The organism is Nocardia aurantia (assembly GCF_009604425.1).
Taxonomy (GTDB): Bacteria; Actinomycetota; Actinomycetes; order Mycobacteriales; family Mycobacteriaceae; genus Nocardia; species Nocardia aurantia.
Genome location: NZ_WEGI01000001.1, coordinates 541,320 through 563,238, shown reverse-complemented (window position 1 = coordinate 563,238; position 21,919 = coordinate 541,320). Strand labels below are relative to the sequence as shown.

Annotated in this window: 10 protein-coding genes; 1 reads left to right on the top strand and 9 read right to left on the bottom strand. The window is 70.8% G+C overall.

All coding sequences use genetic code 11. The features are described 5' to 3' along the window. Window positions 1–47: 47 nt before the first annotated feature. The 5 genes from NRB56_RS02440 to NRB56_RS02420 form a co-directional block, all read right to left on the bottom strand. Window positions 48–2,168, bottom strand: a complete 2,121-nt coding sequence (locus tag NRB56_RS02440) for an amylo-alpha-1,6-glucosidase (RefSeq protein WP_319942452.1) — start codon at window positions 2,166–2,168, stop codon at window positions 48–50. Further along, window positions 2,165–3,328 carry a glycosyltransferase family 4 protein gene (locus NRB56_RS02435; RefSeq protein WP_227837132.1) on the bottom strand — a complete coding sequence of 388 codons (1,164 nt, stop codon included), beginning with the start codon at window positions 3,326–3,328 and terminating at the stop codon, window positions 2,165–2,167. Before NRB56_RS02435 ends, NRB56_RS02440 begins: the two co-directional genes overlap by 4 nt. Before the next feature lie 317 nt (window positions 3,329–3,645). Next, entirely contained in the window at window positions 3,646–4,410 is a 765-nt protein-coding gene (locus NRB56_RS02430) for an ABC transporter permease (protein WP_153338783.1), read from the bottom strand. Continuing rightward, window positions 4,407–5,177 (bottom strand): ABC transporter permease, encoded by a 771-nt coding sequence (locus NRB56_RS02425; protein ID WP_319942451.1) that lies wholly within the window; start codon window positions 5,175–5,177, stop codon window positions 4,407–4,409. Before NRB56_RS02425 ends, NRB56_RS02430 begins: the two co-directional genes overlap by 4 nt. Continuing rightward, on the bottom strand, window positions 5,174–6,145 hold the full coding sequence (locus NRB56_RS02420) for an ATP-binding cassette domain-containing protein (RefSeq protein WP_319942450.1): 972 nt from the start codon (window positions 6,143–6,145) through the stop codon (window positions 5,174–5,176). The genes NRB56_RS02425 and NRB56_RS02420 overlap by 4 nt, the downstream gene beginning before the upstream one ends. Before the next feature lie 146 nt (window positions 6,146–6,291). Between NRB56_RS02420 and NRB56_RS02415 the strand changes: the two genes are divergently transcribed. Beyond that, window positions 6,292–7,269 carry an ABC transporter substrate-binding protein gene (locus NRB56_RS02415; RefSeq protein ID WP_227837068.1) on the top strand — a complete coding sequence of 326 codons (978 nt, stop codon included), beginning with the start codon at window positions 6,292–6,294 and terminating at the stop codon, window positions 7,267–7,269. Window positions 7,270–7,329: 60 nt separating this feature from the next. On the opposite strand, the gene NRB56_RS02410 is transcribed toward NRB56_RS02415, so the two are convergent. From NRB56_RS02410 to NRB56_RS02395, 4 genes are read right to left on the bottom strand one after another with little or no spacing between them, the layout of a single operon-like run. After that, on the bottom strand, window positions 7,330–11,997 hold the full coding sequence (locus tag NRB56_RS02410; RefSeq protein ID WP_153339036.1) for a non-ribosomal peptide synthetase: 4,668 nt from the start codon (window positions 11,995–11,997) through the stop codon (window positions 7,330–7,332). Next, the gene (locus NRB56_RS02405) at window positions 11,982–17,015 is read right to left on the bottom strand and encodes a non-ribosomal peptide synthetase (RefSeq protein WP_153338782.1); all 5,034 of its coding nucleotides are present in this window, start codon (window positions 17,013–17,015) and stop codon (window positions 11,982–11,984) included. The genes NRB56_RS02410 and NRB56_RS02405 overlap by 16 nt, the downstream gene beginning before the upstream one ends. Before the next feature lie 37 nt (window positions 17,016–17,052). Continuing rightward, window positions 17,053–20,607, bottom strand: a complete 3,555-nt coding sequence (gene nbtC, locus NRB56_RS02400) for a nocobactin polyketide synthase NbtC (RefSeq protein WP_153338781.1) — start codon at window positions 20,605–20,607, stop codon at window positions 17,053–17,055. Continuing rightward, on the bottom strand, window positions 20,600–21,913 hold the full coding sequence (locus NRB56_RS02395) for a beta-ketoacyl [acyl carrier protein] synthase domain-containing protein (RefSeq protein ID WP_153339035.1): 1,314 nt from the start codon (window positions 21,911–21,913) through the stop codon (window positions 20,600–20,602). The genes nbtC and NRB56_RS02395 overlap by 8 nt, the downstream gene beginning before the upstream one ends. Window positions 21,914–21,919: the final 6 nt, after the last annotated feature.

The following is a 21,919-nucleotide window of genomic DNA, read 5'->3' as shown; positions in this document are numbered from 1 at the left end:
TTACCCAGCCGGACCCCGCATCCGGGCCACCCGGAACTCGCGGTTCCCTAGGTGATGAGGTGCCAGTCGTCGGGGAGGTTGGCGGTGGTGACCTTGTTGCCCTCGACCGCGAGATCGATGACCGCGCCGCCCAGGCGGAGTTCGGTCAGGGCGATCCGGCCCCAGCGGGCGGGCAGATGGGGCAGCACGGTGAGGGTGCGGTGCGGGGCGTCGGGCTCGAGGCCCAGGAACGAACGAACCAGCAGTAGCGGGGCGGCGCTGGCCCAGGCCTGCGGCGAGCACGAGGTGGGGTACGGGACGGGCGCCGAGAACCGGGAACGCGGGAAACCGCAGAACAATTCGGGCAACCGGCCGCCGAAGGAGGCGGCGGCGTCGAGCAGCCCGTCGGCGAGGCGGGTGGCGAGCTCGATCGCGCCGGGGATGTGCCGGTACCGCAGCAGGCCGGCGACCACGATCGCGGTGTCGTGCGGCCACACCGAGCCGTTGTGGTAACTCATCGGGTTGTACGCGCCCATGTTGGAAGACAATGTGCGCAAACCGAATCCGGAGTTCATCTCGGCGCTGGACAGCCACCGCACGAGCAGATTGGCGTGTTCGTCGGGGACGATGCCGGTCCACAGGCAGTGCCCGACGTTGCTGGTCAGCGCGTCCATCCGGTGTTTGTTGCCGTCCAACGCGACCGCGTACCAGCCCTTTTCGGGGATCCAGAACGCCTCGGCGAATTTGGTGCGCAGCACCGCCGCCTGATCGCGCAGCGCCTCGGCCATGTCCGGATCGTCGAATTCGTCGGCCAGTTCGGCGCGCGCCAGCAGGGCCGCGTAGGCGTAACCCTGTACCTCGCACAGCGCGATCGGGCTGTGCGCGATCTGCCCGGCGGCGTCGTTGATCCCGTCGAAGCTGTCCTTCCAGCCCTGGTTGACCAGGCCGCGGTCGGTGGCGCGCTGGTATTCGAGGAATCCGTCGCCGTCGCGGTCGCCGTATTGGGTCATCCATTGCAGGGCGGCGTCGGCCGCGGGCAGCAGGGGCTGGATCACCTCCGGGTCCGCGCCCCAGCGCCACGCCTCGGCCAGCAACATCACGAAGATCGGAGTGGCGTCGACGGTGCCGTAGTAGGTCTCGCCGCCGAGCACCGCGCCGCTGGCGGGGCCGCGGCGGATCTCGTGCATGATCCGGCCGGGTTCCTCCTCGGTCAGCGGATCCTCGTGCTGCCCTTGCAGTTCCGCCAGTTGCTGCATGGTGCCGAGCGCGAGGCTCATGTCCAGCGGGAGCGCCATCCACGCGGTGAGCAGGCTGTCGCGGCCGAACAGGGTCATGAACCAGGGCGCGCCGGCGGCGACGAAGGTGCGGCCCTCGCGGGTGTCGTCGTGGATGCGCAGCGCGCCGAGATCGCTCTCGGTGCGCTGCAGCACCGTCGACAGCAGCGGGTTGCCGGCGGTGACCGTGGTCGCGGTGTCGCGCCACGCCTCGATCTTGCGACCGGGTTCGGTGGATTCGTAGTGCTCACCGGGCCGGAGTTGTACGTGCACCAGCTGATTGGCCAGGGTCGGCTGCGCCAGCACCTCGGTCTGCCAGCGCTCGCCGGGCTTGACCACCACCCGCCACGACAGCGAGCCGGGCAGGATCACCGGCACCTCCGACGACGAGATCGACAGTCCGCGAGTGCGATCCGCGCGGTCGTTGAGCAGCAACTCGTTGTCGGTGACCAGCACCTCGGCGCGGCCGTGCCCGGTGCGGCCCTCCTTGACGGCGAACAGGTCGACGAAATCGGCGTCGACATACAGATCGAGCGCGACCGCGGTGGGTTCGCGGCCGAGGTTCTCCAGCACGATGGTCTCGCGCAGCCCGTCGGCGACCAGGCGCTCGCGCAGCACCAGCAGCGTGCTGTCGGCCGCGCCGGCCCGTGGGGGCCGGCGCAGCACGAACCGGGCGGTGAACGCCTCGGGACTCAGCACGGACAACGGTTCGGGCCGTTGCCCGTCCATCCGCAACTCCCACCGGGACACCACGCGCGCGTCGCGGAAGAACAACCCGTGCGAGGTGCCCGGCTCGACATCACCGATGCGATCCGAGAGGCAGAACGTACTTCCCTCGACCAATGTGACCGGGCCGACCCAGCCACCGAGGCCCGCCGGTTCACCGGCATTGAGCGCGGCGGGGGCATCGGTCACGCCGAATCACCCGCCATTCCGCCCGTGAAGGCAGGCGCGCCGGGCACGACGGACGACGAACCCGGCTGGACTATGCCGACCGGCCAGGGGGTGAAAGCGGTGAAATCGCGCGTGCTCTGCGGAACCCGCTGCTGCCGCAAAACCCTGCGATAGCACTGTTCGTAACCGCGGCCGAGGGTGTCGGCGCCGAAGTTGGCGACGACGTGGTCCCGGCACGCCTGCGGGTCGTAGGTCTGCACCTCGCGGATCGCCGCCGGCAATTCGGCGGGATCGTCGCAGATGCGCCCGGTGACGCCGTCCACGATCACCTCGGATACGGCACCGCCGCGCAACGCCACCACCGGCGTCCCGCAGACCATCGCCTCGATCATCACCATGCCGAACGGTTCCTCCCACTGCACCGGGAACAACAGACATCTGGCTTCGGACAACAGTTTTCGTTTGTCGTTCGCGTCGGCCATGCCGAACACGACGTCGACCTCGGTGAGCAGTGGCCGGACCGCCTGCTCGAAATACGCCTTCTCGGGCGGCTCGGAACACTTGCCGGCGAGCACCAGTGGCATACCGACCGCGTGCGCGGCCTGCAACGCCAGGTGCGGCGCCTTGCAGTGGTTGTAGCGACCCAGGAAGAGAGCGTAGTCCTTCTTCTGCGGCTGGAAGGGCCAATCGTCGACCCGCAGCGCATTGTGCACGCGTCCGACCCAGCTCAGGTCGGGCGCGATCTCCCGTTGCCGATCGCTGATCGCGATCATGGCCACGTCATCGCGGAGCTCACTGTAGTAGGTGTGGCAATCGCCGTCGACGGGCCCGTGCACGGTGATCACCGTGGGCACGTTCAGGTCTCGGTAGAACGCCGCGTTCATCGGCCCGGCGAAGGTGTGATCGTGCACGATGTCGATCCGGTCACGCGCGGCGATGTCCTCCAGTACGCGGCGGATCTTGAGTGCGTGCAGCACCTCCGGGAACGGGTCGCCGAGCCGCTCGGCCTGGATCTCGTCCCAGACCGAGACGAAACGGGTGGCCTTGGTGCCTGGTTCACCGGCGCCGAGCAGGGTCACCCGATGGCCGCGGTCGACGAGGGCGTCGACCAGATCGGCCACGACGGCTTCCACTCCGCCGTAGGCCTTGGGGGGAACGTCGAAATAGGGTGGCACCACCATCGCGATGTGCAATGGCGCCCGGGCATCGGCGAGGATCTCACCGACCGCCGGTTTGTCGAACGGCGAGAGCGGCGACGGGACCGCCGCGGACGGCCGATTCAATCGTGAAGCAGAGAACTGGGGGCTCATGATCCTCCTCACTGAGGAAACACAACCGATAGCACTCCGGTGCAACGAGTGCTAATTATGCCTGCTCCCGAAGCTGGTGTGAAGATCGCAAATTCTCGCGTTTTAATTTAGAATATGCGGACCCGTTTTCCGGCACATATGCCGGAGCGCGTTTCGTAATCGTGCCCCCGCGTTCACCGCGAGCGTGTTCACCCCGCCGCGGCCCTGCGGTATCCGCGGACCGCGAACCCACCGAACACCAGTGCGAGCCCGGCCGACCACGCCGCGGTCTGCGACACCGGAACCAGGAGGGGGCCACCGAGGATGAAGTCGCGCATCGCCTCGATCGCGCAGCTCATCGGCTGGGCCCGGACGACCGGCTGCAGCCAACCGGGATAATCGGTGACCGGGACGAAGCCGGAGTTGAAGAACATCCCCAGCAGGATCAGCACCGAGAACAGCTGCACGATCTGCGCGCCCGCCCTGCCCACCGCGACGGCGACCACCAGCGCGACGAATCCCGGCATCAGCAGCACCGGCACCAGTAGCAGGCCCAGCGGCCCCCACCAGCCGTGCTGGAACCGCAGTCCCAGTGCGACACCGAGCAGCAGCACGATCGCCGTGGCCACCAGGGTGCGCGCGCACTCGGCCAGCAGCCGGCCGGCCAGACCCGCGGCGCGATGGATCGGCAGCACCCAGAACCGCCGCAACAGGCCGCTCTCGGCCTCGGCGTGCAGCGACATGCCGGTGCCCATCGCCCCGTACATGGCGCCGGTGACGGCGATCATCGGGACGAAGCCGTACACCGCGGCGGTGCCGGAGGCGGCGGTCAGTGCCCGATCGAGCACCAGCTGATACATGAGCAGCAACAGCACCGGGAAGATCAGGGTGGCGGTGAGCACATCCTGCTGACGGGGCCAGCGGCGCACCAGGCGACCGGCCTCCACCAGGGTCTGCGAGATCAGGGCCCTCATCGCCGCCGCCCTTCCACCAGCACCACTGCCGCACCGAACACGACGGTCAGGCCTGCGATCCACGCGATGGTGATCGGCAGGGCCGCAACGTATTTCCCGTCGGCCAGCCCACGCAACGCGGCCGCCGCCTGGGAGACCGGCTGATTCCGCACGAACGGCTGGATCCAGCCCGGGAAGCCTTGTGCCGGAACGAATCCCGTGGACAGCATGACCAGCAGCAACTGCGGGATCAGCAGCACGGTCGCGCCGGTGCCCGGATCGCCGGTGACCACCCCGAGCAGATCGGCGCCGATGACCAGCGCGAGGCCGAAAGCCAATGCGAGGACGACGAATACGACAGCAGCGCCGAATCCGTGGAACCGGAAGCCGAAGGCCGAGCCGATCACCAGCGCGCCCGCGATCGCGGCCACCCCGCGCAACACGTTGGCCGACATCCGCGCCGCCGCCGGCAGCCAGGCCCCGACCGGCAGCGACCGCAGCCGGGTGCCCATGCCGCCGGCCGTGTCCCGGGCCGCGCGATCACCGGCCGACATCGCGGTGAAGAACATGCCCTGCACCACGATCACCGGCAGCAGGTACTGCGCGTACCGGCCGCCGCCGGTCTCCATCGAATGCCGCAGTGGCACATAGAAACACACGAAGAAGATCATCGGGGCGAGGAATCCGAAGGGCAGATCGCCCTGGCGCACCGCGGCCCGCACCGTGCGGCCGCTGAGCGCGGCCCATTGCTGCACCGGGGAGACGTGCCACTGCGCGTCGCTGCTCACGAGGCCGCTCCGACCTTGTCGCCACCGCGAGTGAGTTCGATGAACACCTCATCCAGCGACGGCCGGCGCAACGCGATGTCGATCAGGTCGATCTTCGCCTCGGTGATCCGGCGCAGCACCTCGGTGAGGGTGGCCGGGCCGTCCGGCGCCGGCAGTGACACCCGGTCGGCCGATTCGGCGACCGCGACCGCACCCAGCCCGGACAGCGCCGCCACCACCGCCGGGACGTCGCCGGCGGAGACCGGCACGACCTCGCAGTAGCTGCTGCCGGACCGGGCCTTCAGCTCGTCGGCGGTGCCCTCGGCGATCACGATGCCGCGGTCGACGACGATGATGTTGTCGCTGAGCGCGTCCGCCTCCTCCAGGTACTGGGTGGTGAGCAGGATCGTCACCCCCTGGTCGCGCAGCTCGCGGACCAGCGACCACACCCCCTGCCGGCTCACCGGATCGAGGCCGGTGGTCGGCTCGTCGAGGAAGACCACCTTCGGCAATCGCACCAGCCCGCAGGCGATGTCGATGCGCCGGCGCATACCTCCGGAGTACTGGCCGACCCGCCGGTCGGCCGCCTCGGTCAGCTCGAAGCGCGCCAGCAGTTCGTCGGCGCGGCCCTTCGCCTCCTTGGGCCGCAGGCCCAGCAGGCGGCCGAACAGCACCAGATTCTCCCGGCCGGTGAGCACCTCGTCCAGCGCCGCGTACTGCCCGGTCAGCATGATGGCGGCGCGCACCTTCGCCGCGTCGCGGACCACGTCGTGACCGGCGACCCGCGCGTGGCCGGCGTCCGGCCGGATCAGCGTCGACAGGACGGAGACGGTGGTGGTCTTCCCGGCGCCGTTGGGGCCCAGCACGCCCAGCACGCTGCCGGCGGGCGCGCGGAAACTGATGCCGCGCAAGGCTTTCACGTCACCGAAGGATTTCTCGACCGACTCGACCACGATGGCGGCCTCGGCGGCCGCGCCTGATCCCGACACCCGGTTTCTCCGTCCCGCGCCGACCGATACGGCCCAGCGCTTCTCCGAAAATCAATGGTAAGGCTAACCTAAACAACAGCCGGTGCGCCAGGGCGATCCGATCCGCGCACACCGGCCTCGCAGAGCAAGGAAAGTGAGTGCCACCCATGAGATCTGCCCGAATGTCCCGAGCCCGGGCGCGGACGGCCGCCGGAATCCTCGCCGGCCTGGCCGTTCTCGGCATCGCCGGCTGCGGCTCGAGCAGCGACAAGGCCGATTCCGGCGCCGGCTCGGTCACCGTCACGCACGCCTACGGCGAGACCACCGTCCCGCAGGTGCCGAAACGGGTCGTGGCGCTGGGCAATCAATGGCTCGACGCGACCCTGTCGCTGGGTGTCACGCCGGTCGGCTACATCGACAACGTGGCCCAGGTCAGCAAGAGCCGCACGGCCTGGGAGCCCGCCTCGCTGAGCCAGGCCAAGGAACTGGGCAACAACGGACTCGCCGAGTCGATCGCGGCGCTGAACCCGGATCTGATCCTGGCCGACGGCCTCTACGCCGACGAGAAGATCTACGCCACGTTCAGCAAGATCGCGCCGACGCTGCCCGCGCTGAGCAAGGCCATGGTGACGCCGTGGCAGGACCAGATGACCGCGCTGGGCAAGGTGCTGCACAAGGAGAACGAGGCCGCGGCCGCCGTCGCGAAGGTCACCGACCGGGTCGGCGCGCTCGCGAAGAAGTATCCGGGCCTGCAGGGCAGGACGTTCGCCAGCACCTGGCTGGCCTCGCCGAATCAGCTGATGGTGCTGATCGATCCGAAGGACGGCTCGACCACGCTGTTCACCCAGCTCGGCCTGCACATCCCGGAGCAGCTGACGAAGCTGCCGAACAACGGCGGTCGCAGCCAGTTGTCGCCGGAGCGGGTCGACGCACTCCAGGCGGATCTGCTGCTCGCCGCCTCCTCGCCGGGCCTGGAGGACACCTACCGGCACCTGCCCGGGTACGCGGATCTGCCGGCCGTGCGCAAGCACGCCGTCGCGGAACTGACCACCCAGGACATCGCCGGTATCAACCAGCCGACCGCGCTGTCGCTGCCGTACCTGCTGGACAAGATCGAGCCCGCGCTCGCGGCGGCCGCCGCCTGACGGCCGCACGCGCGCGGATCGCGGCACCCGGCCTTCGCGGCCGACGCGACGCGTGGGTGGTCAGGGCAGCGCCGCGGCGACCGCGGCCACGCCGCGGTGCCAGAGCTCGGTCAGCCGCCGCGCGTCGCCCTCGGTGAACAGCCGGTCGCTCCAGCGCCAATTGGTCAGCAGCTGTGGACCTTCCGGCGTCGTGGCGACCGCGGAGATGACATCGAGGGCGTACCGCAGCGGCAGCTCCGGCTCCGGATCCAGCGGCAGGGCGTCGAGCAGCGGTCCGGTGCACAGGGACCAGTCCGCCGCGCCCTGCCCGGCCAGATCGGTGCGGCCGACGTAGTTGAACTCGACCTGCGGCGCGGCCGTCAGATCCGCCGCCGGACCGCCGTAGCGCAACAGGCCGAAGTCCAGGCCCTCGTTGGGCAGTGCCGCCAGTTCACCCGCGACGGATTTCAGCAGCAGTTGCACCGCGGCCGGATCCGCTTCCGCGCGTTCGACATCCACCGAGGCCGGGCCCGCGCCGAGGCGGACCGGGTACACGCTGGTGAACCAGCCGACCGTGTTCGCGGTATCGGTGCCCAGCAGCGCGTCGGCGCGGCCGTGCCCCTCCAGCGCGATCAGGGCTCCGGATCCGTTGTCCCGGTGCACTTCTCGCTGCCAGCCGGTGAGGGTGAGGGTCAGTGCGGTCAGCAGCAGTTCCCGCATGCCCTCGGCCTTGGTCACACCGGCCAGCAGCCGGGCCGTCACCTCGACCGGCGTGACGGCGGGGGTGACCCGCAGCGACGCCCAGGTGTCGCGGACCGGATCCGGCAGCCGGGAGCCCAGCACGGGATCGTGGGCGGCCAGGCGGCCGGCCCAATAGTCGCGCTGCGCAAGCACTTCCGGGGCCGACGCGCGCTCGGCCAGCAGTCGCGACCACTGCCGGTACGAGGTCGACTCCGGGAGCGGCCCGGCGGGCGAACCGGCCTCGAGCCGCGCCCCGGCCTCCGCCAGCCCGGCCAGGATGATGTGCCAGGACACGACATCGACGGCCAGATGGTGGGCGGTCAGCAGCAGCAGATCGGGTCCCCCGCCGCGGACCAGCCGGACCGCGGCCACCATGTCGCCGCGCTCCGGATCGATCCGGTCGAAGGCGGCACGGGATTCGGCCAGGATCGCGTCCTCGGCAGCGCTTACGGCAGCGGGGAATTCGGCCCGGGTGAGCAGATCCTCGGCACGCACGGCGCCGGCCTCCCGGATCACCAGCCGCGGGCCCGCCTCGGTGGTGACCAGCCGCGACCGCAGGGCCGCGTGGTTGTCCAGCAACGCCTGCAATACGGCGGCGATGCGGGCGTCGGTGATATCGGTGGGCAGCCGGACCAGCACGGTCTGGGTGAATCGGCGGAAGTTGCCGTACTCGTGCAGCCACGACACGATCGGTAGCGGCGGCACCTCACCGAGCTCGGCGCCGGCCTCGGCCGTCGGGGCCTGCGCCGCCGCATCGACCACCGCGGCCAGTTCGCGCACCGACGGCGCGGTGAGCACCATTCGCGGCCCCAGCGCGAGACCGCGCCGCCGCGCCTGGTTGACCACCGAGATCGCGACGATGCTGTCCAGCCCCAGGGCGAAGAAGTCCTCATCGATACCGGGCACGCGGCCGTCGAGCAGTTCCGCGAACACCTCGCAGAGGATCCGCTCGGTCTCGGTTTCCGCCGCCGCGCCCGCACCGGCGCCGTCGCCGATCAGGAGCGCCTCGGCACGCCGGATCAGTTCGCGGCCGTCGAGTTTGCCGTTCACCGTGACCGGGAGTTTCGGGACGACCGCCACCCGCGCCGGGACCATGTATCCGGGCAGCCGGTCCGTCAGCGCCGCGCGCAGCCGCACCGGGTCGAGGGTCCGTCCGGCGACCGGGACCACGAACCCGACCAGAGTCGCGCTGCCCGCGCGGCGGATCACCGCGACGGCGGCCGTGCCGACCCCGGGCAATCGCTTCAGCGCCGTCTCGATCTCGCCGATCTCGATGCGGTAGCCGCGCACCTTGACCTGGTCGTCGGCGCGGCCCAGATACGCGATCGCGCCGTCGTGCCGGTGCCGCACCAGATCTCCGGTCCGGTACATCCGGCGGCCCGGCCGGAACGGGTCCGCCACGAACCGCTCGGCGGTACCGGCCGCGCGGGTGATGTATCCGCGCGCCAGCTGGCCGCCGGACAGGTACAGCTCGCCGACCACGCCGTGCGGGACGGGCCGCAGCCGCGAGTCGAGGACGTAGCTCGAGACGGTGACGGCGGGGGTGCCGATGGCCGGGGCTGTGGTCGCGGCGACCGCGCCGACCACCGCCTCGACGGTGGTCTCGGTCGGCCCGTAACAGTTGTAGACGGCGGTGCCGGGCAGGGCGCGCAGGCGGCTCCACAGCGCCGCCTCGATCGCCTCGCCGCCGAGCGCCAGCACCGCCGGAGCGTTTTCGAGCAGACCGGCCGCGACCAGTTGCGCGAACATCGACGGGGTGGTGTCGATCATGTCGATCCCGAATTCCGCCATGCCCGAGACCAATCGGTGCGCGTCGCGCATCTCGTCGGCGTCGAACAGGTGGATCTCGTGGCCCGCGAACAGGCCCACCATCGGCTGCCAGGACGCGTCGAAGCTCAGCGACCAGGCGTGGGCGATGCGCAGCGGCCGGTGCAGCCGGGCCGTCGCCGGGGCGTAGACGCGATCGCGGTGGTCGGCGAAATACGCTGCCAGCGCGCGGTTCGTGCCGATGACGCCCTTCGGCTCGCCGGTGGATCCGGAGGTGAAGATCACGTACGCGGCGTGCCCGGCGCGGCGGATCACCGTGGGCGCGAGCGGATCCCGCTCGGAAATGCGCCGCACGACAACCGGATCGTCGAGGATCAGGATCGGACTGCCCGATTCGGCGAGCAGCGTGGCGGTATCGGCGGTGGCGATCGACAGCACCGGGCCGGCCTGGCGCAGGATCGACCCGATCCGCGACGGCGGCAGCGTGATGTCCACCGGCACATAGGCCGCCCCCGCACCCAGCACCGCGAGCAGCGCGACGATCGACCGTGGCGAGCGCGGCAAGGCCAGTGCCACAACACTTTCCGGTCCGGCACCACGGTCGGCCAGTTCGTCCGCCAGCCGGGCCGCCGCGGCATGCAGCTCCCGGTAGGTATAGCGGTCCCCCGCGCCGGAGGACAACGCCACCGCGTCCGGCGTGGCCCGCACCTGCCGCTCGAACAGATTCCACGCCGTGCCACCGAGCTCGGATTCGAGCGTGGACGACGGTGATTCGCCGCGGAACCGGGCAGCCTGGCGGTCGGGCTGCCCGGTGGCGGTGGGAGTGGCCGATTCGGCGGACGTGGCGTCGGTCGCCCGCGGCGTGTGGGCGGTCGGAACGGATTCGGGGCGGTTCGCGGCGGCGGCGAGTTCGGAACGCTCTGCGGGCGTGAGGATATCGAGTGCATCCGGGGTGGCGTCACCGATGCCGGGGAGTTGGCGGAGGATGGCCAGGAGGCGGTCGCCGAGTTCGGCGGACGGCAGTTCGGGGAGGGCGCCGGGGAGGGCCTCCACGACGACGACCAGTTCCGGGCCGAACAGGTGCGAGACCACGGTCAGGGGGTAGTGGGCGAGGCTCTCCAGCTCGACCGGGCGGAAGGTGACGCCGGTCGAGCTGGTCACGGGATTGATGGCGTCGCCGATCGGCATGTTCTCGAAGACGAACAGGGTGTCGAACAGGGCCGCGTGGCCGGTGGCCCGCTGGACCGACGACAGGCTGACGTAACCGATGTCGCGCATGGCGGCGGAATCGCGTTGCAGGCGACGGCACTGCTCGACCACGCTGGTGTCGTCGATGCGGCACACCACCGGAACCGTGTTGATGAACAGGCCGATCATCCGTTCGACGCCCGAAAGCTGTTCGGGCCGACCGGAAATGGTGGTGCCGTAGACGACGTCGCCGCGGTCGGCGAGGCGGCCGAGCAGCACCGTCCAGGCATACTGCACCGCGGTGTTCAGGGTCAGGCCGTTCGCGCGGGACCACTGTTGCAGGCGCTGCGTCTCCTCGGCGGTCAGCGTGCCGAAAGCCTTCTCCGGCACCGCCGTTCCGGTCGGCACGGCGCCCTCCGCGAGCATCAGCGGGGACTCGATACCGCCGAGGTATCGGAGCCAGGTCGCGGCGGCGGCCGCGGCGTCCTGGGCCGCGATCCAGCCGATGAAGTCCCGGTACAGCCGGGCGGGCGGCAGGGCCTCGGCGGAGCCGCCGGCCTCGTACACGGCGAACAGTTCGCCGATGAAGACCGAGGTGGACCAGCCGTCCATCAGGATGTGGTGGGCGGTCAGGATCAGCCGCCGGCGGGCCGGCTCGGCACCGGGCACGGTCAGCAGGACGATGCGCAGCGCCGGGCCGCGGTTCAGGTCGAACGGGCGACGCCGTTCGGCGGCGGCGATGCCGGCGAACTCCGCCGGCGCCGCGTCCCGCTCCGACCACGGGAGTTCGGCGTGCGAGGGCACGATCTGCACCGGGCGGGGCAGGTCGCGGTCGCGGAACGAGACGCGCAGATTCGGGTGCCGCAGCAGCAGTTCGGCCGCGCTGCGGCGCAGCAGCGCCACGTCCAGCGGGCCGTCGATGTCGATGACGAACTGCATCGTGTACAGGTCGATACCGTCACCGGTCATCGACGACAGCGAGTACAGGCCCTCCTGTAACGGGCTGAGCGCCAGCACATCCTCGATACGGGGCTTGGTCACTGATCCTCCCAGGACGATTCGAGGGCGGCGAGGGTGGCGGCGTCCAAGCCGGATACGCTCATCGCCTCGTGACGCTCGTCCGCGGGCCGCGCCACCTCGGCCGGAACCTCCTGCGCCGCTTCGGCATCCACGGCGGCGGCCAGTTCGGCGATGGTGGCGTGCTCGAACACCAGCTGCGGGGTGAGCGGCAGGCCGCGCTCGGCGGCCCGCGACGACCACTGCACGCAGATCACGCTGTCGCCGCCGAGGGCGAAGAAGCCGTCCCCGGGCCCGACGCCGGTGATGTCGAGCAGTTCCTCCAGCAGTGCGATCAGCTTCCGCTGGGTCTCACCGGAACTCGTTGCGGCCGTGCTCCGTTCGGGCGCCGCGCGCGGCACCGGCGGCGCCAGCAGCGCTTCCAGCCGGGCCGGGTCGAGCAGTTCGATCTCGCCGATCCGGCGGTCGGGAACGGTGGCGAACGCGCTCAGCACGTCCACCAGCGCGTCCGCCAGCACGCCGGCCGTATCCGGTTCGTACAGATCGGCATTGGCGACCATCAGCACATCCAGCCCGCCGTCGGCGCGGACGTCGAGGCTGACGTTCAGATCGACCAGTGCGATGTCGAGCGTGACGGGCAACGGGATCAGCGTGGTGGACCCGTTACCGCCGAGATCGACCGAGGCCGGGGCCCAGTCGGCCCCGCGGAACTGGATCATGGTCTGGTACAGGGCCTGCCGGGAACTCGACCGTTGCGGGTTGAGCACCTCGATCAGGCGCTGCACCGGCAGTTCCTGATAGGTGTGCGCGTCGAGCACGACATCCCGGCCGCGGCCGACCATTTCGCGCAGGGTCGGCTCGCCGGACACATCGTTGCGCAGCACCACCATGTTCGCGAACAGGCCCACCAGATCGGTGACCGCCTCGTCGACGCGACCGCCCATCGGCGTGCCGATCGGGATGTCGGGGCCGCCGCCGAGCCGATGCAGCAAGGTCGCCAAAGCCGACTGGTAGACCATGAATTCCGTGGCGCCGGACTGTTCCGACAGCGCCACCAGGGCCGCACGCCGGTCCGCGGATATGCCGCGGACCGCGATCACGCCGCGCTTGCCGAGCAGGCCCGGCCGCGGCCGGTCGTGACCGACCGACACCTCCTCCGGCAGCCCGGCCAGCGCGGTCCGCCAGTAGCCGACCAGCTCCCGGCCGTACGCGCCGACCGGCAGGCCGTCCCCGTCCGGATCGAACACGTCGCGCTGCCAGAGCGCGTAATCGGAGTACTGGATGGGCAATTCGGGCCGCGGCGGGGTCGGCGCGCCGATCCGGGTCCGGTAGGCGGCGACCAGATCGAACATCAGCACACTCAGCGACGCGTGGTCGATGACGATGTGATGGGCGACCATCGACAGCACCCGCACCTCACCGCCGAGGTCGAACAGGGCCGTACGGATCAGCGGTTCCTTGTCCAGGACGAACGGATGGTCGGCCATCTCGGCCAGTGCGCCGGCCAGGTCGTCCGGCGTGATCTCGGTGATCGGCAGCGGCACGTCCAGCGCCGGATACACCTCCTGGTACGGCATTCCGCCGTCCTCGGGGAAGACGGTGCGCAGTGACTCGTGCCGGGCGACCACGTCGCCGATGGCGGCCGTGAGCGCGGCGGTGTCCACCGGCCCCTCGAGCCGCACCGAGAACGGGATGTTGCCGAGCCGGCTCGGGCCCGCCAGCCGGTACTGGTACCACATCGGCAGCTGCGCGTACGACAGCGGAATACGTTCCGGGCGAGGCTGTTCCAGCACCGGCTGCCGGGTCGCCCGGACCCGGTGCAGAGCCTCGGTCTCGACGCCGGTGCGGTCGCGGTCCGGGTCGCTGTCGAGCCGGGCCGCCAGGCCGACCGGGGTCGGGGTGTCGAAAACGGTGCGCACCGGCAGTTCCACGCCCAGGTCGGCGCGGATGCGCGCGGTCAGCCGCGCGGCCAGCAGCGAGTGGCCGCCGAGCTCGAAGAAGGAGTCGTCGGCGCCGACCCGGTCGAGGTCGAACAGTTCCGCGAAGATCGCGCAGATCCGGCGCTCGGTCTCGGTGGCGGGCTCGCGGTATTCCCGGCGGGCCGCGGGCGCCGGGTCCGGCAGCGCGCGTTTGTCGAGTTTTCCGTTGACCGTCAACGGAATTCGATCGATGACGGTGACCGAGGCGGGCACCATGTATTCCGGCAGCGTCGCCGCGACGTGGGCGCGCACCCGCTCCGGATCCACGGCCGCGCCGCCGGCGCCCACCACGTAGGCAGCCAGTGCGGGTCCGCCGACCGGATCGTCGACCACCGTCACGACGGCGTGGCCGACGTGCGGATGGGTGGTGAGCGCGGACTCGATCTCGCCGAGCTCGATGCGGAAACCGCGAACCTTCACCTGTTCGTCCGCGCGGCCGATGAATTCGATCTCGCCGCGAACGTTGCGGCGGGCCAGATCACCGGTCCGGTACAGGCGGGCGCCGGGCGCGAACGGGTCGGCGACGAACCGTTCCGCCGTCAGCCCGGCCCGGCCGAGGTAGCCGCGCGCGAGTTGGTCACCGCCGAGGTAGATCTCACCCACCACCTCGTCCGGCACCAGTTGCAGCGACTGATCCAGCAGGTAGACATCAACATTGGCGTTGGGGACGCCGATCGGCACGATCGTGGCGCCCTGCGGGCCCGAGACCCGCAGGTGCGTCGCGCAGACCACGGCCTCGGTCGGGCCGTAGTGGTTGCGCAGTTCGGCGTCGAAGACCTTGGCGAACCGGTCGGCGACCTCGCCGGGCAGCGCCTCGCCGCCGACCGGGACGCGGCGCAGCGAGCGCCACCGGCTGACCTCGGGCAGCAACAGCAGGGTGCCGAGCATCGACGGCACCATCTGCATACCGGTCACGCCGTGCGTGGTGATGAGGTCCGCGATGTACCGGATGTCGCCCAGCGCACCGGGTTTCGGGATGACCAGGCAGCCGCCGACGGTCAGTGTGACGAAGATGTCACCGAGGGAGGCATCGAAACTCACCGACGCGGTCTGCAGGCACCGCTCGTCCGGGGTCACGCCCCATTCGGCGCTGAAGGTGGCGATGTGCTCGGCGATGGCGTGGTGCGCCACCGGCACACCCTTCGGAGCGCCCGTCGATCCGGAGGTGTAGATGACGTAGGCGAGATGTCCCGGCCGCAGTGGCCGGACCCGATCCCCGTCCACCGGATCGGTTTCCGGGAGGCCCGCCGCCGCGGACTCCGCGGCGCGCAGTTCGGCCACGTCGAGAACCAGTGCGGGCGCGGCATCCTCGATCATGTAGGCGATCCGGTCCGCCGGATGCGCGGGATCGATCGGCAGGTACGCGCCGCCGGCCTTGAGCACCGCCATCGCCGCGACGAGGAATTCCACCGATGCGCTCATCGGCAGTGCCACGATGTCCTCGGTGCCGATTCCGGAGCCGATCAACCAGTGCGCCAAGCGATTCGAACGCCGGTTCCACTCGCTGTAGCTGAGTTTCTCGTGGTCGGAGATCAGCGCGAGCGCGTCCGGGTCCGCGGCGACCCGCTGCTGCACCAGATCGACCAGGGTGGCGGCGGGACTGTCGACGCGCGGGCCGTGCGAACGGGCCAGCACGGTCTCGCGACCGGCGCCCAGCAGGTCGAGCGTGCGCACCGGCCGGGCCGGATCGGCCAGCGCGCTGTGGAGCAGTTGCACATAGTGCGCGAGTAGCTGCTCCACGAGCGCGACATCGAAACGCTCGACCCAGTATTCGGCCTCGACCAGATCACCCGCGGCGTCGGCGGCCACGGTCAGCGACAGCGGCAGCTGCGCGGCGACCGGCGCGCCGATGTCGATCACCTCGGCGGCGATCCCGGGCAGATCGAAACCCGACGCGTCGCGCCGGACACTGAAACCGAGCCGGACCAGCCGCTCGGCGCCGTCGCGGCCACCGAGTCGCTGCGGGTTCAATTCCCGCACCACCCGGTCGATTCCGAGCTGCTGGTGGGCGAAAGCGCCGAGGCAGACCTCGCGGGTCGCCGCGACGAGCGCGCCGAAATCGTCTGCCGCGCGGACGGTCTGGCGCAGCAGCAGGGTGTTGCCGAAGTAGCCGATCAGCGCCTCCGCGTCGGCGCCGCGCCGCTCGGTCACCGGCACCGAGACCAGGAAATCCGTTGCGGCGGTGTATCGGTTGATCAGCGCCCCGAATCCCGCCAGCAGCACCATGAATCGGCTGGCGTGATGTGCGCGCGCGAAAACGTCCACCCGGTCCAGCAATCCGTCCGGCAGCCGGAGCGCGTGCCGCTGCGCCTGGGTCGACGGCGCGAGCACGGGCAGGCCCGGCAGCTCCAGCGCCTCCGGGATCGGTTGCAGCGTGGTACGCCAGTAGTCGAGGTCGGCCTCGGCCGTCTCCTCGGAATCGACGGCGAGGTCGACGAATTGCGCGGCCACGCCGCCGTCAGGCTGCTCGCCCCGGTAGGCGGCGTTCAGTTCGGCGAAGAACACCTGCCAGGAGTCGTCGTCCCAGCCGATGTGGTGTGCGACGAACACCAGGACGTGTTCGGTGTCCGCGACCCGGATCAGGGTGAGCCGCACCGGCGCCTCGGCGCCGAGGTCGAAGGCGTGGCCGAACTCGCGGCGGGCCAGCACCGTGACCCGCCGGGCCCGGTCGTCGGCGGCGAGGCCGGAGAGGTCGTGCACCTGCCAGGCGAGCGGAACATCGTCGGCGAACACCTGATAGGGCTCACCGGCCTCATCCACGCCGTAGGTGGTGCGCAGGATCGCGTGCCGGGCCACGACGGCGCCGGCCGCCGCGTGCAGCCGGCGCTCGTCCAGCGGTCCCGTGAGCCGGTACGCCACACAGACATTGAGGGTCGTGTCCTCCGGATCGCGGCTCTGCAGGAACCACATCCGCTGCTGGCCCGCGCTCAGCGGCCGACGTTCACCGGCACGCGCCCGAAGCGCCGCGGGCGCCTCGCCGCCGGCCAGTCCCTGCTCCCGCATGCGGCGACGCAGCAGCGCCATCCGGCGATCGAGTGTGCCCACACCGGCTTCGGTGGCGTCGCTGTCCGACATATCTCTGCGCTTCCTCTGCCCTGATTGAAAACTTGTCCTAGACACCGGCACCGGCCACCATCAGCACGACATCGTCGAGCGACGCCCCGCCGAGGATGTCCGCCACCTGGATGTCGCGATCCAGCACGGACTGGATGCGCCGCCGGAACTCCAACGCCTGCACCGAGTCCAGCCCGAGCGCCACCAACGGGACGGTGCCGTCGGTGAGTTCGCCGTCGGCCCCCATCACCGCCTCGAGCTCGACGCGCACCCGCTCCCCGACCCCCATAACATCCGACCCGGCTCCGCCTGCCGCCGAAGCCATTTCGCCGCCGTGGCCGGGCGACGGATGCGGCGCACGCCCACCCACCAGCCCGTCGGGACCGGTCACCGAACCGCCGGACATGCCCACCGGTCCACCGGAACGCGACCCCGGCGAAGCTCCGGGAAGGCTGCTCGGCCCCCCGTAGGTCCCCGCGAGGTCGCCCGAGCGCGCGCCGGGCACACCCAGCAGACCGTCGGGCACACTGCCCCAGCCCCCGTCGGTCCCCATGAGGTCGCCGGAGCGCGGCCCGGGCGCACCTGGCAAACCTCCAGGCAAATTGCTCCAGCCCCCACCGGTCCTCACGCGGTCGCCGGAGCGCGAGCCTGCCGGCGCAGGATTGGTGCCGGCGGTATCCGAGCCGGCGGTCCGGGTATCCCACGCGCCCGGCGACGCACCGATGGCGGTTGGCGATGACGAAAACGCGTCCGTCACAGTGGAGTTCGCTATACCTGAGCGGTTCGGGCCGCCTGCCGCACCGGCACCGGCACCGGGGAAATGCGCCGGTAGCAGATCCGCCAGCACCGACGCCTGCCCGAAAGCGCCGAAGACCTGGAACAGCCGTGGCCAGTCAGCGGCCAGGACCATGGCGTCGCCGCCGCGCGGTGTCAGCCCAGCGGCGATGGCGTCGGCCGGAAACATCGGCAGCAGGCCGGTGGCTTTGATCCGGGCCCAGCCGTTCTCGTCGAGCAGGCCCGCGGCATTCCAGAGACCCCACTGCACCGAGACGCAGTCGACACCGCGCTCCCGCCAGCGGCGCGCGGCGACGTCGAGCAGGCGATTGGTCGCGGCGTACAGAATCTGACCGGCGCCACCGAACGTCGCGACGACCGAGGAGAACAGCACCACGCGGCAGTCCGGGGACCGCGGTACCGCCGCGACAATCCGTTCGGCGCCCACGACTTTCGCCGCCACAGCGGTCTCGACAGCCGCGGCCGTGAGTTCGGCCAGCGGCGCGTCGACGTAACCGACGGCAGTGTGCAACAACAGGGTCACCGGCTGATCGCCGAGGCCGGCGGCGAACGTGGCGACCGCGCCGGGATCGGTCACATCACAGCGAGCCACCACGATCTCGGCGGCCCCGAGCCGGCGGATCTGCGTCAGAGCGGTTGCCGTGTCAGCGGTTTCGCCACTGCGACTGAGCAGTGTCACCCGACGAGCGCCGGACCGGACCAAGTGTTCACAACAGCGCAGACCCAATCGGCCGGTGCCGCCGACGATCAGCACATGGCTCAGATCCAGCTCGCCCGGCGCGGTAGCCACCGCCGTCTCGAGCGCGAGCCGCTTGACGAACAACGTGCCCCGCCGCACAGCGAGCTCCGACTCCCCCGTGGTGTACAGAGCGGCGACCACCAGATCGGCTGTCTCCGAGTGGATCTCGATACCAGCCAGATCCAGGTGCCGCAACAACAGGCCGGGCCGTTCCATTGCGACACAACGGAAACCGGCAGCCAGTGCCGCGTGCGGGGCGGTGGGATCGATGGCGTCGCCTCCGCGACCGGCGACCGAGTCGGTGACCACCACCTCTTCGCCCGCGACGGTGAACAACCAGCACTGGCCGTCGCCACGCAGCGCGTCCAGCGCCGGCAGCCATCGCCGCTGGACGAAGAATTCCGTGAGTTGGGTTGTCGCCGAGTCGGTTTCGCCGTTTGGCGGCGACGGCATCAGGAGGACAACGCGATCCTGGCCGCGCGGGGGTGCCGTACCGTCGGCGAGTTGCCCGGCGGTGAACACGGTGGCCACGTCACCTCGGCGGGCCGCGGCGGCGGCGAGGGTGGAGGCGAGGTCCGCGCAATCGCCGGTGTGGTCCACGAACAGGACGCGGTGCGGGGAGGTCTGTGCCGGAACGGGAATCGGCCGCCAGTGTTCCACGACCCGGCGAACGGCGGTGGGATCCGGGCTAGTGTCCGTATCGGCGGCATAGGGGGCCCAGATCCGGCGGCGGTCCCACTGCGTGTGCGGAAAGTCGCGCAGCGGCAACGGCATCGGCTCCGACGGTCCGACTCGCAGCCCGTCCCAGGCGAAGTTCGCGTCGTGGACGGCGAGACTCGCCAGGTTGCGCGAGAATTCGCCGAGATCGGCGGCGCTGCGCAGCGAGGTGCCCAGGACCAGGGTGTCGGGGGCGCCGAGCGCGGACAGGTTGTCCTGCACGGCCAGTTGCAGCACGGGATGGTCCGACATCTCGATCAGGGTGTCGACGCCGTCGCGCACCGCGGCCGCCACGGCCTTGTCGAAACGCACCCGGTTGCGCAGGTTCCAGTACCAGTACTGCGCTTGTGCGACATCGGGTTCGATCGCGGCGCCGAGTGTCGAGCCGTAGCAGGCGACATCGGTCGGCGCGAAGGTCGCGCCGGGCAGATCCGCGTTCAGTGCGGCCTCGAACTCGGTGCGCAGACCGGTGATCAGCGAGGTGTGCGCGGGGAACCGGAGGGTGAAGCCGCGTGCGAATCGCTTGCGGCCCTGCACCTGTGCGATCAGGGCGTCGACGGTGTCCCGCTCGCCGCAGACCACAACGAGATTCGGCGCGTTGATCACGGCGAGTTCGGCCCAGCCCGGTTGCCGGGCGAGCAGTTCCTCGCACTGTTCGCGGTCGATGCCGAGCACCGCCATGGTGTAGCCGTCGGCGCCGGGCAGCTGCTCGGCGAGCCGGGATCGGTGCCCCGCCACCACGATCGCCGCCCGCAGCGGCATCGCACCGGCCACCACCATCGCGGCCAGTTCGCCGAGGCTGTGCGCGACGGTGGCCGCGGGCCGCACCCCGGCCGCCTCCCACAGGGCCGCCAGGCCCAGCATGTGGAACAGGATCGCGGGCTGCATCTCGGAGACCACGTCGTGGTATTCGCCGGTGTCGTCGAGCAGGTAGTGCAGCGGCCGGTCGTGCCCGAACGCGGTGCGGAAGGCCGCGGCGCACTCGTCGACACGGGCCCGATAGACCTCGGACACCGCGTAATACAGCTTGCCCGGCCCGGGACGCTGGCCGCCCTGGCCGGGGAACACGAAGCCGATGCGGCGGCCGGCGGCGGCCGCCGACACCAGCGCCGGATGCGCCGTCCCTCCGGCCACCGCACGCAGCGCGTCGAGCAGTTCGGCGCGCGAGCTCACCATGGCGAGGACCCGGTGCCGGCGGGCGATCCGGGTACGGAACAGCATGTGCGCCACGCGTTCCGGGGTCACCTGCGGATGCCGTTCGAGATAGTCCAGGATCGCGCGCGCCTCGGCCCGCAGCCCCTCGGCGCGGTCGGCGGACAGCAGAATCGCGGTGCGGCCGTCCGGAAGACGATGGTCAGACATACTCCTCCTCCAGCTCGGGCATGCCGACGATCAGATGCGCGTTGGTGCCGCCGATTCCGAACGCGGAGACGGCGCCGTAGCGGATACCGTCGATCGCCTCCCACGGCTCGACGGCGGCCGCCAGGCGCAGTCCGGTGGCGGACCAGTCCACCGCCGTGGTCGGCGTGTCCGCCCACAGGCTGGGGGCGATGGTGCCGTGCGCACCGCACAGCAGCATCTTGAGCAGGCCGAGTACGCCCGCGGCGGCCTGGGTGTGGCCGATGTTGGACTTCACCGAGCCGAGCCGGGGTTGCCCGGCGGCCGACCCGTAGGTGCCGATCAGCGCGGACAGCTCCACGGGATCGCCTACGGCGGTACCGGTTCCGTGTCCCTCGATGAGCCCGATCAGCGCCGGGTCGATGCCGGCGGCGGCGAGGGTGTCGTCGATCAGGCGGTGCTGGGCGTCGGCGCGCGGCACCGCGATCGGCGCCCCCTTGCCGTTGTGGTTGACCCGGGAGCCGAGCAGCTGCCCGTAGATCACGTGGCCGGAACGTTCTGCCCGGGAACGATGTTCGAGCACGACCATCCCGGCGGCCTCACCCCAGAGTGTGCCGGTGGTCTCGTCCGCGTACGGCCGGCAGTGGCCGTCGGAGGACAGCGCGTTGTTCTTGGCGAAGTCGTAGAACGGTCCGGGCGCGCCCATCACGCAGACCCCTCCGGCCAGCGCCCAGTCGCATTCGCCTGCCCGCAGTGCGGCGGCGGCCTGATGGATCGCGGTCAGCGCGGAGGCGCACGAGGTGTCGACGCTGATCGACGGGCCGGCGAGGCCGATCGCGTGCGAGATCCGGCCGGCCACCGAGCCGAGCGCGGTACCGCTGAGCCGGTAGCCGCTGGACTCGCTCGCCACGGCCATCAGCGGGCCGTATTCCAGCGGCGAGACGCCCATCCAGCAACCGGCCGAATCACCGTCCAGCGCAGCGGGATTGAGTCCCGCGTGTTCGAGCGCCCGCCAGGCGACCCGCATCGCCACCCGCTGCTGCGGATCCATGGCCGCGGCCTCGCGCGGACTGATGCCGAAGAACAGCGGATCGAATTCGGTTGCGCCGGTGAGGAATCCACCGGCGTCCTGGACCACGCCCCAGCCGGATCGGTCGCCGAGCCCGAGCAGCCGCCCGAGCGGCCACTCCCGATCACGCGGGAACGGTCCGATCGTTTCCCTGGATTCGATCAGCACCGACCAGAGTTCCGGCAATGTCTCGATATCGCCGGGGGCCTCGACCCCCATGCCCACGACCACGATCGGGTCGTCCGGGATCGATGTCCGCATCATGTC

Bases quoted from the DNA above. Each gene is read 5' to 3' on its own strand.
- NRB56_RS02435 (WP_227837132.1), bottom strand. From the start codon at position 3,328: ATGGTGGTGCCACCCTATTTCGACGTTCCCCCCAAGGCCTACGGCGGA.
- NRB56_RS02430 (WP_153338783.1), bottom strand. From the start codon at position 4,410: ATGAGGGCCCTGATCTCGCAGACCCTGGTGGAGGCCGGTCGCCTGGTG.
- NRB56_RS02415 (WP_227837068.1), top strand. From the start codon at position 6,292: ATGAGATCTGCCCGAATGTCCCGAGCCCGGGCGCGGACGGCCGCCGGA.
- NRB56_RS02405 (WP_153338782.1), bottom strand. From the start codon at position 17,015: ATGTCGGACAGCGACGCCACCGAAGCCGGTGTGGGCACACTCGATCGC.
- nbtC (WP_153338781.1), bottom strand. From the start codon at position 20,607: ATGTCTGACCATCGTCTTCCGGACGGCCGCACCGCGATTCTGCTGTCC.
- NRB56_RS02395 (WP_153339035.1), bottom strand. From the start codon at position 21,913: ATGCGGACATCGATCCCGGACGACCCGATCGTGGTCGTGGGCATGGGG.